At 61.9% G+C, this 14,829-nt stretch carries 13 protein-coding genes; 3 read left to right on the plus strand and 10 right to left on the minus strand.

Going from position 1 to position 14,829, the window contains the following annotated elements; all coding sequences use genetic code 11:
* Positions 1-138: 138 nt before the first annotated feature.
* Positions 139-1,779, plus strand: a complete 1,641-nt coding sequence (locus J1777_RS08055; RefSeq protein WP_207575234.1) for a 3-(methylthio)propionyl-CoA ligase — start codon at positions 139-141, stop codon at positions 1,777-1,779.
* Positions 1,780-1,809: 30 nt separating this feature from the next.
* On the opposite strand, the gene J1777_RS08060 is transcribed toward J1777_RS08055, so the two are convergent.
* The 5 genes from J1777_RS08060 to J1777_RS08080 all read right to left on the minus strand — a co-directional run bounded on the left by J1777_RS08060 (position 1,810) and on the right by J1777_RS08080 (position 6,428).
* Positions 1,810-2,997, minus strand: a complete 1,188-nt coding sequence (locus tag J1777_RS08060; protein ID WP_207575235.1) for a metallophosphoesterase — start codon at positions 2,995-2,997, stop codon at positions 1,810-1,812.
* Positions 2,998-3,078: 81 nt separating this feature from the next.
* A complete protein-coding gene (locus J1777_RS08065; protein WP_207575236.1) occupies positions 3,079-3,594 on the minus strand; it encodes a dihydrofolate reductase in 516 nt (171 codons plus the stop codon).
* A 90-nt stretch (positions 3,595-3,684) separates the two neighbouring features.
* Positions 3,685-4,539, minus strand: a complete 855-nt coding sequence (locus J1777_RS08070) for a thymidylate synthase (RefSeq protein ID WP_207575237.1) — start codon at positions 4,537-4,539, stop codon at positions 3,685-3,687.
* 10 nt (positions 4,540-4,549) lie between these two features.
* Positions 4,550-5,974 carry an FAD-binding oxidoreductase gene (locus tag J1777_RS08075; protein WP_207575238.1) on the minus strand — a complete coding sequence of 475 codons (1,425 nt, stop codon included), beginning with the start codon at positions 5,972-5,974 and terminating at the stop codon, positions 4,550-4,552.
* A gap of 49 nt (positions 5,975-6,023) precedes the next feature.
* Positions 6,024-6,428 (minus strand): DUF2069 domain-containing protein, encoded by a 405-nt coding sequence (locus J1777_RS08080; protein ID WP_207575239.1) that lies wholly within the window; start codon positions 6,426-6,428, stop codon positions 6,024-6,026.
* A gap of 39 nt (positions 6,429-6,467) precedes the next feature.
* On the opposite strand from J1777_RS08080, the gene J1777_RS08085 reads away from it, so the two are divergent.
* The gene (locus J1777_RS08085) at positions 6,468-7,766 is read left to right on the plus strand and encodes a YihY family inner membrane protein (protein WP_207575240.1); all 1,299 of its coding nucleotides are present in this window, start codon (positions 6,468-6,470) and stop codon (positions 7,764-7,766) included.
* On the opposite strand, the gene J1777_RS08090 is transcribed toward J1777_RS08085, so the two are convergent.
* Positions 7,763-8,491, minus strand: coding sequence for an alpha/beta fold hydrolase (locus J1777_RS08090; protein ID WP_242700445.1), 729 nt, complete (start codon positions 8,489-8,491; stop codon positions 7,763-7,765). The two genes, J1777_RS08085 and J1777_RS08090, sit on opposite strands and share 4 nt — an antisense overlap.
* A 251-nt stretch (positions 8,492-8,742) precedes the next feature.
* On the opposite strand from J1777_RS08090, the gene J1777_RS08095 reads away from it, so the two are divergent.
* Positions 8,743-9,207, plus strand: coding sequence for a CBS domain-containing protein (locus tag J1777_RS08095; RefSeq protein WP_207575242.1), 465 nt, complete (start codon positions 8,743-8,745; stop codon positions 9,205-9,207).
* An 89-nt stretch (positions 9,208-9,296) separates the two neighbouring features.
* Here the strand turns inward: J1777_RS08095 and J1777_RS08100 are convergent, their stop codons facing one another.
* The 4 genes from J1777_RS08100 to J1777_RS08115 form a co-directional block, all read right to left on the minus strand.
* Positions 9,297-10,055, minus strand: coding sequence for a 3-hydroxyacyl-CoA dehydrogenase (locus tag J1777_RS08100; protein ID WP_207575243.1), 759 nt, complete (start codon positions 10,053-10,055; stop codon positions 9,297-9,299).
* Between the two features lie 123 nt (positions 10,056-10,178).
* Positions 10,179-11,138, minus strand: a complete 960-nt coding sequence (locus J1777_RS08105; protein ID WP_341352947.1) for a diguanylate cyclase — start codon at positions 11,136-11,138, stop codon at positions 10,179-10,181.
* The gene (locus tag J1777_RS08110; protein ID WP_207575244.1) at positions 11,135-14,398 is read right to left on the minus strand and encodes a response regulator; all 3,264 of its coding nucleotides are present in this window, start codon (positions 14,396-14,398) and stop codon (positions 11,135-11,137) included. Before J1777_RS08110 ends, J1777_RS08105 begins: the two co-directional genes overlap by 4 nt.
* A 25-nt stretch (positions 14,399-14,423) precedes the next feature.
* A partial coding sequence (locus J1777_RS08115) for a response regulator (protein ID WP_207575245.1) occupies positions 14,424-14,829 on the minus strand: 406 nt, incomplete at its 5' end.

The raw sequence follows: 14,829 nt of genomic DNA on the forward strand, positions 1-14,829 counted from the left end.
ATAAGCTGGCGCTGGGACGCGGCGCGTGGGTTCTGCAGGTCTCCAATCCGTAAAATCCCTTGAATACGAACGACCGTGCGTGTTTTACGATGCGCGGTTATTCCCGTCGGGGATGGAGCACCACTAAGGAGACGCTGAATGCAAGGTTTGATGCAAAACCAACCGCTGTTGATTTCTTCCATGATCGAATTTGCGGCCCACTACCACGGCACGACCGAAGTGGTCTCGCGCCGGGTGGAGGGCGATATTCACCGCACCACCTGGGCCGCAGTGCGCCAGCGCTCCAAGCAATTGGCGCAGGCGCTGGATGCCTTGGGCCTGCCCCAGGGTGCCCGGGTGGCCAGCATTGCTTGGAACGGTTACCGCCACCTGGAGATGTATTACGGCGTGAGCGGCTCGGGCCGGGTGCTGCACACCATCAACCCGCGCCTGCACTTTGAGCAGGTGGCCTGGATTGTGAATCACGCTGAAGACGAGGTGCTGTGCTTTGACCTGAGCTTTTTGCCCCTGGTGCAAGCCGTGTACCGCCTGTGCCCCACGGTCAAGCAGTGGGTGGCGCTGTGCGATGCCGACAAGCTGCCCGCCGATAGCGGCATCCCCGGCCTGGTCAGTTACGAAGCTTGGATTGCCGCCCACGATGGCCGCTACCACTGGCCCCAGTTTGATGAAAACACCGCTTCCAGCCTGTGCTACACCAGCGGCACCACGGGCCACCCCAAAGGGGCGTTGTACAGCCACCGCTCCAGCACCTTGCATGCGTATGCCGCCGCCTTGCCTGACTCTATGGGCCTGTCGGCACGGGATGTGATCTTGCCCGTGGTGCCGATGTTTCACGTCAATGCCTGGGGCATTCCGTACACCGCCGCGCAAGTGGGGGCCAAGCTGGTGCTGCCTGGCCCGGCGCTGGATGGCAAATCTTTGTATGAGTTGATGGAGGCCGAAGGCGTCACCTTTGCCGCCGGGGTGCCCACCATCTGGCAAATGCTGTTGTCCCATGTGCAGCCGCAGCAGCTGCGCTTTAGCAGCTTAAAGCGCACCGTGATTGGCGGCGCGGCCTGCCCACCGGCGATGATTGCGGCCTTTGAAGATGATTTTGGCGTGCAGGTGCTGCACGCCTGGGGCATGACCGAGACCAGCCCCTTGGGCGCAGTCTGCACTTTCAAGGCCGGGCAAATGGCCCTGCCGAAAGAGGAGCAGCGCAAAATCAGCGCCAAACAGGGCCGGGCGATTTATGGGGTGGAGATGAAAATCGTCGGCGGCGATGGCCGCGATCAGCCCTGGGATGGCAAAACCTATGGCGATTTGCTGGTGCGCGGGCCGTGGATTTTGCAGCAGTACTACAAGGGCGAAAGCCCGCTGGTCGTTGATGAGGCGGGCCTGGGCTGGCTGCCCACGGGCGATGTGGCCACGATTGATGCCGATGGTTTCATGCAAATTACCGACCGCAGCAAGGACGTGATCAAGTCCGGCGGCGAGTGGATCAGCTCGATTGACATCGAAAACATCGCCATGGGCCACCCCGCCGTGGCCATGGCCGCCTGTGTGGGCATGGCGCATCCCAAATGGGACGAGCGCCCAATCGTGGTGGTAGCTACCAAACCTGGGGCCAGCGTTACGCGCGAAGAACTGCTGGCGTTTTACGAGGGCAAGCTGGCCAAGTGGCAAATTCCGGATGACGTGGTGTTTGTCGATGCCATTCCGCTGGGCGCTACGGGCAAGATGCTCAAAACCAAGCTGCGCGAAGTGCTGGTGGGCTACCAATTGCCCGATTTGCGCTGACATGCCCCCTATGCGCTCATCCATCAGCCGCTAATGGGCGTAGCCCTGGGCAGTCCTGGACAGCGGCAGCCCCAGGTGGAGCGCGTAGTCTGGGTTGCGGATGGCGTGGACCGAGGCCAGGCGCTGCTGGTTTGCCGCTGCGTTGTGCGCAGTGTGGGGCTGCTGCGGGCGTTGCATAAAGCCGTGGGTGGTTTGCTGCTGGCCATCGTCAAACATCAAGGTGCGCTCGGGCCAGCGCAGGGCGGCCAGCTTAAAGCCGTGGGTGGCTTGCTCTTTTTTGCGGGCCTGGGCGCGGGCACCGACCGAGTAATCCACGCAGAAAACATTCTGCCGCTGGCCGTGCCAGGCGAAGGGGGCCACGTCGGCAAACAAGCCCTCTTGGGTGCAATGGTGCGGGTCAATGCGCCGCCAGTAGTGGCCAATGACGACGGGGGTGGCTTCGGTGTAGTGCTCCCACCATGCCTGGCGCTGCACAAAGCGCCATTTGTTGCCAGCAAAAAAGGGCTCGGTCGCGGGGTCTTCTAACCCGCAGGTCAGCACTTTGAGCGGGTTGAAGATGGATTTGTTGAGCTCGTTGTCGCAATGGGCCTGCAAGAAGGGGGGGCGGTGCTCGCCGTGCTCCAGATTGTGTGGCCACAGTTCGCGCTCTTGGGCCATGCGCTCGGTAATACGCTGGGCCTGGGCGGCCTGGGCGGCTTGCGCCTCCCATTGGTCGTAGGCGGCACGCAGGCCCCCCAAGGGCTGGCGGCGGGCTTGCTCCACGGCTGCGCCACTCCAAGCGGCGTGGACGATGCGCAGATCCTCGCGCTCCAGCGCCACGGGCAGGTCGCGCAAAAAGTGCACGATGGCGCTGCGCTCGGCCGGGTCGTGCGGGCGGGCAAAACAGGGGTATTTGCGCAAATCGCTTTGCAGGCGGGCATCAAAAAACCAGCCCGAACCATCTTTGGGGTCGTTGCGCAGCAGGTTGATCTCGTGGTTGCCCGCAATGGCCACGGCTTTGCCGCTGGTGACCAGCTGGTGGACGATGCCGATCACCCCAGGGCTGTCCGGGCCGCGATCGACAAAATCGCCCAAGAACACCAGAGTGCGGCCTTCTGGGTGATTGCCTCGGGCGTCATAGCCGAGGTGACGCAGTAGCTGCAGCAGTGCCGCTTGCTCGCCATGGATATCACCGACGATATCCAAGGGGCCAGACGGTAGAGTTTGTACCAGGCTCATGGACAGTCCTCAATAAGACTTAATGTTGCACTGCAGCATACTCTTTTTTGTTGCTATCTGAAACACTAGGGGTATGGGGAACTACCTAGGGTTTTTACTAGTGTAGTTAGGCAAGCGCTCGTAACGGACAAAGCGCAGGGGCCAGCCTTGGGCGCTGGTGGCATCGCGGTGCTGGACGGCGTGCCATTCGGGGCCCAGGGTGGGGGCAAAGGCATCACCGTCAAAGTTGTGCTGGATGTGGGTGACCTCGACCGCATCGGCCAGCGGCAGCGCCTGGGCGTAGATTTGCGCCCCGCCGATGACCCAGACGGTGGCGCTGTGCCGGGCCGCTTCGGCCAGTGCCTCGGGCAGGCTGTGGGCCGCGATGGCTCCGGCGGCTTGCCAGGCGGGGTTGCGCGTGACGACGATGTTGGTGCGCCCAGGCAGGGGGCGAAAGCGCTCAGGCAGGCTGTCCCAGGTGGTGCGGCCCATGACGACGGCGCAGCCCTGGGTGCGCTGGCGAAAATGCGCCAGGTCTTCCGGCAGGTGCCAGGGCATGGTGCCGTCTTTGCCAATCACTGCGTTGGCGGCTTGGGCGTAGATTAAGCAGATGGTCATAATTTGCTAGCTGTTTGCGCTTGTGTTGTATGGGATTTAAATAAAAAAGCTTATTTTTCTCTTTATTTATCAGCGCAAGAAGCTTTCTTTTTATACAGCTACCGGGGCTTTGATGGGGGCGTGGTGCTGGTAGTCCTGCACCACAAAGTCTTCCAGGGTGTAGTCAAACAGGCTTTGTGGGCGGCGCTGGATGTGCAGCGTTGGGTAAGGGTAGGGCGCGCGGGCCAGCTGGGTTTGCACTTGCTGCAGGTGGTTGTTGTAGAGGTGGCAGTCGCCGCCCGTCCAGATGAAGTCGCCCACCTGCAAATCGCACTGCTGCGCCACCATGTGGGTGAGCAGGGCATAGCTGGCGATGTTGAAGGGTACGCCCAAAAAGATGTCGGCGCTGCGCTGGTAGAGCTGGCAGCTCAACTTGCCAGGCTCGCCAGCCACCTGCGATGGGGCCACGTAGAACTGGAACAGCGCATGGCAGGGCATCAGCGCCATCTGGTCGAGCTCGGCCACGTTCCAGGCGCTGACCAGGATGCGGCGGCTGTCGGGGTTGGTTTTCAGGGTGTCGATGACCTGCTGGATTTGGTCGATGTGCCCGCCGCCGGGCGTGGGCCAGCTGCGCCATTGCACGCCATAGACGGGGCCGAGGCTGCCGTCCTCAGCCGCCCATTCGTCCCAGATGGTGCAGCCGCGCTCTTGCAGCCAGCGCACGTTGCTGTCGCCGCGCAGAAACCACAGCAGCTCCAGGATGATGCTTTTGAGGTGGACTTTTTTGGTGGTGACCAGCGGAAAACCTTCGGCCAGGTCAAAGCGCATTTGGTGGCCGAACACGCTTTTGGTGCCGGTGCCGGTGCGGTCGCTTTTTTCAGCACCATGGAAATACACGTGGCGCAGCAGGTCTTCGTACTGGTGGCGCACGGGGCGGGCGGTGGGGAGGGAAGTTGCCGTCGTCATCACAGTCCCTTTAGTCTTTGGCCAGCATGCAGCCGGGGTTCATGATGTTTTGCGGGTCCAGCGCTTGCTTGATGGCCCGCATGAGCGACAGGGCCACGGGCGACTCGTACTGCTGCAACTGGGGCGTTTTGAGCTGGCCCACGCCGTGCTCGGCAGAGAACGAGCCGCCAAATTGCGCCACCGCGTCGTACACCAGGGCATTGACGCGTGGCTCCTGCTCGCGCAGGAAGGCTTTGCCATCGGCCCCTTCAGGTGCTTGCACGTTGTAGTGCAGGTTGCCGTCGCCCAGATGGCCAAAATTGACCAGGCGCACGCCGGCAATCTCGCGCTGCAGCAGCGCATCGGCGTGTTCCACGAAGGCGGGAATGCGCGAGGTGGGCACAGAAATATCGTGCTTGATGTTCAGCCCCTCCTGCGCTTGCGCCAGGGGAATGCTCTCGCGCACATGCCACAGGTCGTGCGCTTGGCTGAGGTTTTCGGCCACCACGGCATCGAGTACGCAGCCGTCTTCAAAGGCCAGCTCCAGCAGGCTTTCAAAGCGCTGGCGGGCGTGCGCTTCGGATTCGCTGTCGCTGTTTTCCAGCAGCACGCAGTAGGGCGCACCGTCCATGCCGGCAAAGGGCACGCGCAATTGCGGCATGTGTTTCACCACCAGGGATAGGGCAAATTGCCCCATCACCTCAAAGCCCGTCAGCCCCGCCGACAAATGCTGGTGCGCCAGCCCCAGCAGGCGCACGGCGGCCTGCATGCTGGGCACGGCGGCAAAAGCGGTCAGGCGGGCCACGGGCTGGGGAAAGAGTTTCATCGTCGCGGCGGTGATGATGCCCAGGGTGCCTTCGCTGCCGATGAATAAATTGCGCAGGTCGTAGCCGGTGTTGTCCTTGCGCAGGCCGGTCAGGCCGTCCCAGATGTCGCCCTGGGGGGTGACCACTTCCAGCCCCAGGCACAGCTCGCGCGCATTGCCGTAGCGCACCACCTGGGTGCCGCCCGCGTTGGCGCCGAGGTTGCCGCCGATGGTGCAAGAGCCCTCGGCAGCCAGCGACAGCGGGAACAAAAAGCCCGCTTGCTGCGCCGCCTGCTGCAGGTTTTGCAGGATGCAGCCGGCCTCGACGGTGATGGTCAGGTTGTCGGCATCAACGGCACGAATCGCCTGCATGCGTGTCAGGCTCAACACCACCTGGGTGCCGCTGGCATCGGGTGTGGAGCCCACCGACAGGCCGGTATTGCCGCCCTGGGGAATGATGGCCACGCCAGCAGCCGCGCAGACCTTGACCACGGCGGCCACTTCCTGGGTAGAACCTGGGCGCACCACGGCCAGCGCCTTGCCCTGCATGCGGCCGCGCCAGTCGCGCTCGTAGGCGCTTAAATCGCCGTCGGTCAGAACATGCGCGGCACCAACGGCTTGGCGCAGAGTGTCAAGAATGGCAGTCGTCATAAAAATTATCCGTAGTGAGGGAGGCCGTACTAGCAAATAAGTGAGCTGTTCACGCTTGCTGTTGCATGGTTTTAGCAGCTTTAAGGCGCAAACGTATATGCAGGGTACACGCAGTAAACAACAAAATACATAGCACCACTTCGGCCCAGGCGTAGTAGCTGCTGGGGGCGGTATCGCTGGTGGCGCGCACCAGGCCTTCGGTGCAGTACAGCCAAATCATCAAACTGAGCCAGCGGTAGGTGTACATGCGCCGCTTGAGCAGTCCGGCCAGCGGCAGCACCAAGGGCAGGGCTTTGAATGCCAGCAGCGAGCCACCGGGGCGCACTGGGGCCAGCCACAGCTCCCAGGCCACGCACAGCACAATCAAGGCGACCAAGCTGCTGACGGCCGCTATCTGGGTGACTTGGGCGTGGCGCGGCAGCGCAGAAAAAGGGGGGGGAGCAGAAGAGGTCATGGAGGGTGCAGAGGCCATGGGGGTGGCATCATAGGGCCTATGCCCATGCCTTTCCTGCGCCGCCGCGCATTACCTACTGGTTTTACTGCTTCTGAATTTTCTTGGGGCAACACCTTGCGCATGCTGCGCCAGCGTTTTGCCAACGACCAATTGGGGCTGACGGCCAGCAGCCTGACCTACACCACGCTGCTGGCCATCGTGCCGTTTTTTACCGTGTTGTTGGCGGTGTTCACCGCCTTTCCCAGCTTTGCGCGTTTGCAAGAAAACCTGCAAACCTGGCTGGTGCAAAGCCTGATTCCTGAAGCCATCGCCGAGCAGCTGATGGGCTACATCTTGCAGTTTTCCAGCAAAGCCAGCCAGTTGGGGGCGGTGGGCCTGGGGTTTTTGGTGGTTACGGTCATTCAGCTGACGCTGACCATGGACAAAACCTTGAACCACATCTGGCGTGTGCAGCGCCTGCGTCCGCTGGGCCAGCGACTGCTCATTTACTGGGGGGTGCTGACCTTGGGGCCGCTGCTGTTGGGTATGAGTGTGGCCACTACGTCTTACGTGGTGTCGGCCTCGCGCGGGCTGGTGCAGGCGCTGCCCGCTGCGGTGCAGTGGGGCTTTAATTCGCTGGAGCTGCTGCTGATGGCCGCTGCCATGGCCGCGCTGTACCACTTTGTGCCCAATACTCCGGTGCGTTGGCGCCATGCCTGGGCGGGGGGGATTTTTGTCTCGCTGGGCCTGGCGCTGGCGCGCAAGCTGCTGGGGCTGTACCTGGCGACGGTGCCGACCTATTCGGCCATTTACGGCACTTTTGCCACGCTGCCGATTTTGCTGCTGTGGATTTACATCTGCTGGGTGATTTTCCTGCTGGGGGCGATTGTGGCGGCGTATTGGCCCAGCCTGCGCTCCGGGGCCAGCCGGGCACTGGATGGCCCAGGGCGCGATTTTGCTTTGGCGCTGGAGGTGCTGGCCGCCTTGGCCCCGCTGCGCAATGACAGCGAACGGGGGCTGGCGGGCAGTGCTTTGGCCCAGCAATTGCATGTCGATCGCCTGCAGATTGAACCGGCCCTGGCGGCGCTGACGGCCTTGCGCTGGGTGGGGGCGATGCCCGAGTCGGCCACGTCTTATTTGGAAGAGGGCGAGCCGCGGTATGTGCTGCTGGCCGATCCGCAAACCACCGCCCTGGCCCCCTTGCTGGAGGCTTTGCTGCTGCGCCAAGAGGGTGCCACAGCGCCATTGTGGGAGCGCAGTGGCTGGGCGCAGCACACAGTGGCGCAGGTGCTGCCCACCCATCGGGCGGCTGGCGCGGCTGTGAACGTCAATGGCGCAGAAGAGGGCGCTGCAATTTAGCTGCGCACAAAGTCGGCCAGTGCCTGCACCATCGCGGGGGTGGCATCAAGCATGTGCTGGTGGCCGCAGGCCAAAGTGACCACCTGGGTGGCGGGCGCATTGCCTTGCTGGGGGGTGCGGCTTTGGGCGGCAGCAATCAGCGGCTGGGCAGAAGCAGCGGGGGTCATGCGGTCGTATTCGCCGGTCATGAACAAGGTGGGGGCGGTCACTTGCTGCATGGCCACGGGGGCTTCGTGGTAACTGTTGCACGCGGTCAGCCCGCAGTGCAAAAGATTGGTGGCAGGGTTGCTGGCCAGCACCGCGTGGCCCAGTGCTTGGCCATCAAAATCAGCCGGGGTGACGGGGCTGCGGCTGTATTTGTCGATCAAGGCAATGGCTTGCGCCGGGTCGTTTTGGGCCAAGTCCAACAGCGCCGGTGCCACGGTCATCGGGCTGGCCGTGCCGATTAAAACCAGATGTGAAACACGTTCCCCTAATTGCGCGGCGGCCGCCAAGGCAATCAAGCTGCCCCAGCTGTGGCCCATCAGGATGACGCGGGGCAGCTGCATGGCCTGGACCAAAGCGACGATCGACGCGGCGGCCTCTGGCACATTTTGGGGGGCTGGGCCGCTGCTGCGGCCATGGCCCGGCAGATCCAGCGCTGCCATATTCCAGCCCAGGGCGTGCAACCCTGGGGCCAGGGGCTGCCATACGCTGTGATCGCACAGCACACCGTGAATTGCCAAAACCGTCGGGTGCTGTGCTGGCCCAGGGCGGGCAGTATTCTCTGCAGTGTTATCTATATACAGACGGGCAGTTTGGGGTTGGGCTGTCGAAGAAGGAAGGTGAATGTCGAAATACATGGCGCTTTAGTCTATTTAGGCATTGAAAATAGTTATTGATGTCAAAACGTCATAAAAGATGGCGGGAGGATTACGCTATTATTTAAAGCTTAAGTGCTTTGGTAAGTGAAAATTTTGCAGAAAAGGGCAATACCATGAAAGTTAGCGATATCTTGCGCGTCAAAGGCGGCACCCTGTACGTCGTCAAGCCGGACGATAGCTTGACCCAAGCCATGGCGACCATGGCCGAAAAGGACATGGGCTCGCTGGTGGTCGTTGAGGGCGGCGCCGTCGTGGGCATGCTGACTTTTCGCGAAGTCATCAAAGATGTTGTCAGGCACAACGGCCAAGTGGCGCAGGTGACGGTGCGCGATGCTATGGAAAAACAACCGCTGCTGTGCACGGTCGATACCGAGATGGACGAGGTGCGGCGCATGATGCTGGAGCGCCATGCGCGCTACATGCCGGTGATGGATGGCAGCATGCTGATGGGCGTGGTCAGCTTTTACGACGTGGCCAAGGCCGTGGTGGAAGAGCAAAGCTTTGAAAACCAATTGCTCAAAGCCTATATCCGCGACTGGCCGCAGGCTGAAAATGCCACAGATAACGCAGCGGGCTAAATAAAAACAGCCAGGCCGCCTATACCAGCGCCTGGCTATCTATGGTGATAAATGTTTTAACGGGGGCGTGCCAGCCCCCGTTGGTTTATTTATTTGGGTGCCAGACGAATGGCACCATCCAGGCGAATGACTTCGCCATTGAGCATGTCGTTCTCAAAAATATGGCGCACCAGTTTGGCAAAGTCTTCCGGCTTGCCCAAACGGCTGGGAAAAGGAACGCCAGCGGCCAAGGCATCTTGCACTTCCTGGGGCATACCAAACAGCATCGGCGTGCCAAAAATGCCGGGGGCAATCGTCATATTGCGAATGCCGCTGCGGGCCAGGTCACGGGCAATGGGCAGGGTCATGCCGACGATGCCCCCTTTGGAGGCGGCGTAGGCGGCCTGGCCAATTTGCCCGTCGTAGGCAGCAACGCTGGCCGTGGAAATGAGCACGCCGCGCTCACCGGTGCTTTCAGGCTCATTTTTGCCCATGGCTTCGGCGGCCAGGCGCATCATATTGAAGCTGCCAATCAGGTTGATGCTGATGGTTTTGCTGAAGTTGGCCAGGCTATGGGCTCCGTTTTTGCCAACGATTTTTTCGGCCGGGGCCACGCCCGCACAATTGACCAAGCCCATGAGCTTGCCCAGTGCCGTCGCTTGCGCGATCACGGCCTGACCATCCGCTTCGCTGGTGACATCGCAGCGCACAAAAACACCGCCGATGGCTTGGGCCACAGCCTGGCCTTTTTCTGCTTGCATGTCGGCGATCACGACTTTGCCGCCAGCGGCCGCCAGCATGCGGGCGGTGCCCTCACCCAGGCCCGATGCGCCGCCAGTGACGATGAAAACTTTGCCTTGTATCTCCATGGTGCTCCTTTAGGTTGTCTTTTACGTAAACGTCAATTATGTGAATTATTTTTTGTTTTGCCTAGCAGGCGGCTGAAATACTCTCCGCCTGGCACCCCGGCGGTTGCCCAGCCACGGCCATCGTCACAGGTCAGCTGATACCGACACCCTGTTGCGACCGTTGCGTTTGGCTTCATAAAGCGCTGCATCCGCCGCCGCGATAAGCGCTTCAGGGGTATTTGCGCTGCTCGGTTGCATGACCGCGACGCCGATGCTCAGCGTCACGCAGCTGGCGGTGGGCGAGTCAGCGTGGGCAATACCCAGCGCCGCCACGGCCGCGCGCAACTCCTCCGCCTTGGTCTGGCCGGCAGGATGGTCGCACTCGGGCATCAGGCACACGAACTCCTCGCCACCGTAGCGCGCTACCAAGTCTTGCGCGCGTTTGAGGCCAGCCTTGAGGCCGGCCGCCACTTGCTGCAAGCAGGCATCGCCGGCTTGGTGGCCGTAATGGTCGTTGTAGCGTTTGAAATGGTCGATATCAATTATCAACAGCGTCAATGGTCTGTTGCTGCGTCGGCAGCGGTGCCACTCGATCTGCAAGGCTTCGTCAAAGCGGCGGCGATTGGCAACGCCAGTCAGGCCATCGATAAAAACCATGGAGTGCAGCAAATCGGTCTGCGCCTTGAGCGTGAGATGGGTTTTGACGCGCGCGCGCACCACGACTGGATTGACCGGCTTGGCAATGAAATCCACCCCGCCTGCGGCCAGGGCAGCGACCTCGTCGGCTGGCTCGGAGCGGGCCGTGACAAAAATCACCGGAATATCCGCCAGCGCCGGGTTGGACTTGAGGCGGCGACAGACTTCGATGCCATCCATACCGGGCATGACCACATCCAGAAGAATCAAATCAGGGGGCAGGTTGTCACGGCAAAAAGCCAGCGTCTGCTCGCCTCCTGTGGCCATGAATACTTCGTGATCAGCGTGAAAAATCTGGTACAGCGTTTGGATATTGATTGGCTGGTCGTCCACTACCAACAAGCGTGGGCGCTCAGGCAGTGTTGCCAGCGTCCGAAACTCTGGCGGCAAATTGTAGGCAGGCATCATGGCGACAGTATCTCTTTCAAATGGGCGATTGTTGTGCGTGCAGCGGCAAAGTCGAGCCTGAGCAGCGCCTCGTCGAGGGCGTTCAGTGGGTCGGCCAGCGCATCGCCCGCATCGCCCGCTTCGCGTTGCAGCGTGGCAAAGACATCCAGCGCACGCATGTTGTTTTCTAGGAGCAAGGCATCCAGCTCGGCAAGGCACTCAAGCAGTCGCTGCTTGTTGAGCGGCAGGCTTGGCACGGGCTGCGCAGGATCGAGTGCGTCGGCCACGGCCCTGAAGGTGGCATCACTTGCCGTAATACCCGATGCCAGTTGTGCAAGCGCTGCTGCCTCGTTGCTGGTGCTGCGTGGTGCCTTGAATGTGGCTTCTAGCTCAGCGGCTTGGCGCGCCAGTGCGGTAGCGCCCAGCGTTGCAGCCAGCCCTTTGAGGGTGTGCATTTCGCGTGCGACGGCGGCGCGGTCCCCGTGCTGGAGTGCGATTTGTGCCGCCTCCGCCAGGGCTGCGCAATCTTTGCCAAAGCGCCGCGCTAGGCTGGCAAACAAGGCGCAATTGCCACTTAGGCGTGCCAGCGCAGCCGCAAAATCGAAGCCTTCTGGCTGGGGGGGCAACTGCGCTGCAGGGGGGGCAGCCGCAGCTACAGGCACAGCAGCGGGCGCTAGGGGGGCAGGGCGGCAATGGCGCAGCACCAGAGCGATCAGCTCGCGGGCATTGATGGGCTTGCCGATATGGTCAGACATACCGGCGGCCAGGCAAGCCTCGCGGTCGGCTGGTAGGGCATTGGCGGTCATTGCGATGATCGGCGTAGCAATCTGCATCTCCTGGCGCAGCACCCGGGTGGCGGTGTAGCCGTCCATTTTCGGCATCTGGATGTCCATCAGGATGGCGTCGTAAGGCAGCGAGGCACGCCGCACGCAGGCGATGCCCTGCTCACCATCGCTGGTAACCTCGATCTCTGCCCCCGCATGGCTGAGGAGTTCGCGCGCGACTTGCTGGTTAAGGGGGGTGTCCTCCACCACCAGGAGGCGCAGACCGGCCAGCGGCTGCTCGGTGGGCAAGTTGGCAGGGGTATGGCTATCTACCGTCACCGAGGCCCCACGCGTGGCCTGCGCTACGGCATCAAACAGCATCGATGGGGTGACCGGCTTGACGAGGAAGCCGTCAAGGGGGTTTGTTTCCTCGCCCAGCCGCTCAGCGATCAACTCGCGGCCATGGGCGGTGATCATCAGGATGGCAGGCAGATGCCCCGTATCACGGGCACGAATGCTCTGGATGGTTTCCCAGCCGTCCATGCCCGGCATGATCCAGTCCACACAGAGGATGTCGAATGAATGACCTGCAGCGGTGGCCGCTTCCAGCCGCTGGATGGCTTCGGCACCACTCGTTGCCGTTTCGACCTGCCAGCCAAAGGAGCTGACCATGGCAGCGAGCACTTCGCGGGCCGTGGCGTTGTCATCCACGATCAGCACACGCAGGGCAGCGTGTTGGTCATTTTCTGCCGCCGCCATGCGTTCGAATGCGCTGGTTTCTGCATCGCGGCGAAAATCAACGGTGAAATGAAAGTGGCTGCCCTGTCCGGGTGTGCTTTGCACCTGCAGCTCACCGCCCATCAGGCGCACCAGGCGGCGGCTGATGGCCAGGCCCAGACCGGTGCCGCCAAACCGCCGCGTGGTGGAGGATTCGGCCTGGATAAAACCCTCGAATATGGCCTCCAGGCGGTCGGCTGCAATGCCAATGCCGGTGTCGCGCACCGAAAACTCGATGCGCACACTATCCGACGTGGAGTCAAGCAGCTTGAGCCCAATCACGACCTCGCCACGCTGGGTGAATTTAATGGCGTTACCCGCCAGATTGAGCAGCACCTGCTGCAAGCGATGGCCGTCACCACGCAGTGCGCGCGGCACGGCGGGGTCCAGCTGAAAGAGCACTTCCACCGCCTTGTGCTGCAAGGTGGAAGACAGCACGACCGAGAGATTGCGCAGCAGTTCATCCAGACGAAAAGGCGTATCGTCCAGTTCCAGCTTGCCGGACTCGACCTTGGAAAAGTCCAGAATGTCGTTGAGGATGGCCAGCAAGGCACGTGCCGCCCCTTCCGCCTTGTGGACGTAGTCGCGCTGGCGTGCATCCAGCCCGGTGCGCTCCATGAGTTGCAGCAAGCCCAGTACGGCGTTCATCGGCGTGCGAATTTCGTGGCTCATGTTGGCGACAAATTCGCTTTTGGCGCGACTGGCCGCTTCCGCCTCGACAGTGCGCTGTGCCAACGCGGCGTGCGCGGCCTGGGTTTGAGCATCTGCCTCGCGGCGGCGGCGCTGGGTCAGGTACAGGCCGGGCACCGTGATAGCGATGAGCAGTGCGTAAATGCCGCCAATCAGGCTGGCTTCGCTGTGCCAACGCGTGTACATCGCGTCCAGATCGCGGCTGATGGCAACCACAATGGATTTGTCCATCTTCAGGGCGGCAGGCTGCACGGTATGCAGCGCCACCATGCTCCACACACCGGTCAGCAGCACCCGGTCGGTCATGATGTTGGTCGCTTTGCCGCTTTCTTGGTGGCGCAAGAACAGGGAGCCAGGCTGGGTCAGATCTACCCCCAGCAGTTGCTCTTGCAGTGGGGCAATCAGGAACAGCTTGCCATCGCCATGGGCCAGTGCGGCCCAGGTATCCGGGGCATAACGCACCGATTCGAGCGTGCGTGTCAGCTCGTCCGGGCTGAGCGTGGCGCTGACAATGCCGGCGAATTCGCCGTTTGGGCCGCGCACCATGCGCACCATGTTCATTCCGAAAGCACCCAGGGCGGTTCTGAAAGGTGGGCCAAGATACAGCGTATCGATGTTGGGGTTGCGTGCAGCAACCTGAAAGTAATCGCGCTCAGCGAAATTCTTGCCCAGGAGCGTGTCTTGGTTGGACGCTAGGACGTTACCTTGGGCATCCAGTATCGATAGCGTGCGCACGGCGGGTATGGCATCGGCAAACGCCTTGAGCCTGCTTTGAGCCTGCGCCATGCCATCCGATTCAGAGCGCCAGTACGGCAATTCGTCGCGAATGCCGACCAGCGTGCGGTTAATGGTGTCGATCTGCTGCTCCAGCGCATCGTGAATCACGCGTGCCTGCACCGTGAGCTGATCGCGTTCGCGCGTCTCGATGTCTTTGCGCATCTCGGACATAAAGTGGCCGATGATCAGCCCCACCACCAGCAAAGCGCTGCCCAGCAGCAGCCACTCGATACCGTAGCGGGATACAGGAAAGGTGCGTTGGGTGTTTGGCATGGCAATTTAAGTGCAGCTTGATGTATCAATCCACCACCGCAGCCGCATACCGCTTGACTTGGGCCAGCAGCTGTTGGGGGGAGTAGGGTTTGGTCAGATAGGCTTGCGCTCCCATGTCCAGGGCTTGCTGGCTGACGGGGCCCGCTTCGTGGGCCGTGAGCATGACGACGGACAGCTGCTGCCAGCGCGGTTCTTGCCGCAGGCGGCGCAAGAGTTCGAGGCCGTTCATACCGGGCATTTCAATATCGACCAGCATGACGCTGGGCTGCAAGCCCTCGTGCAGGCGCTGCAGGGCGGCCAGCCCGTCGGCCGCGGTTTCCACTTGCCAGCCGTGGCTGATCAGCAAATGCTGGGCCAGGCGGCGCACGCTGATCGAATCATCCACCAGCATGACCAGGGGGCGCTGGGGTTCTTCGGCCATGGCCTCGGGG

Origin of the sequence: Comamonas denitrificans, from assembly GCF_017368815.1 — a bacterium.
Taxonomy (GTDB): Bacteria; Pseudomonadota; Gammaproteobacteria; order Burkholderiales; family Burkholderiaceae_C; genus Comamonas; species Comamonas denitrificans.

What these genes read in the sequence shown, in the direction of transcription:
- J1777_RS08055 (WP_207575234.1), top strand. Translation starts at nt 139, where the DNA reads ATGCAAGGTTTGATGCAAAACCAACCGCTGTTGATTTCTTCCATGATC.
- J1777_RS08060 (WP_207575235.1), bottom strand. Translation starts at nt 2,997, where the DNA reads ATGAGCCTGGTACAAACTCTACCGTCTGGCCCCTTGGATATCGTCGGT.
- J1777_RS08065 (WP_207575236.1), bottom strand. Translation starts at nt 3,594, where the DNA reads ATGACCATCTGCTTAATCTACGCCCAAGCCGCCAACGCAGTGATTGGC.
- J1777_RS08070 (WP_207575237.1), bottom strand. Translation starts at nt 4,539, where the DNA reads ATGACGACGGCAACTTCCCTCCCCACCGCCCGCCCCGTGCGCCACCAG.
- J1777_RS08075 (WP_207575238.1), bottom strand. Translation starts at nt 5,974, where the DNA reads ATGACGACTGCCATTCTTGACACTCTGCGCCAAGCCGTTGGTGCCGCG.
- J1777_RS08080 (WP_207575239.1), bottom strand. Translation starts at nt 6,428, where the DNA reads ATGACCTCTTCTGCTCCCCCCCCTTTTTCTGCGCTGCCGCGCCACGCC.
- J1777_RS08085 (WP_207575240.1), top strand. Translation starts at nt 6,468, where the DNA reads ATGCCCATGCCTTTCCTGCGCCGCCGCGCATTACCTACTGGTTTTACT.
- J1777_RS08095 (WP_207575242.1), top strand. Translation starts at nt 8,743, where the DNA reads ATGAAAGTTAGCGATATCTTGCGCGTCAAAGGCGGCACCCTGTACGTC.
- J1777_RS08100 (WP_207575243.1), bottom strand. Translation starts at nt 10,055, where the DNA reads ATGGAGATACAAGGCAAAGTTTTCATCGTCACTGGCGGCGCATCGGGC.
- J1777_RS08105 (WP_341352947.1), bottom strand. Translation starts at nt 11,138, where the DNA reads ATGATGCCTGCCTACAATTTGCCGCCAGAGTTTCGGACGCTGGCAACA.
- J1777_RS08110 (WP_207575244.1), bottom strand. Translation starts at nt 14,398, where the DNA reads ATGCCAAACACCCAACGCACCTTTCCTGTATCCCGCTACGGTATCGAG.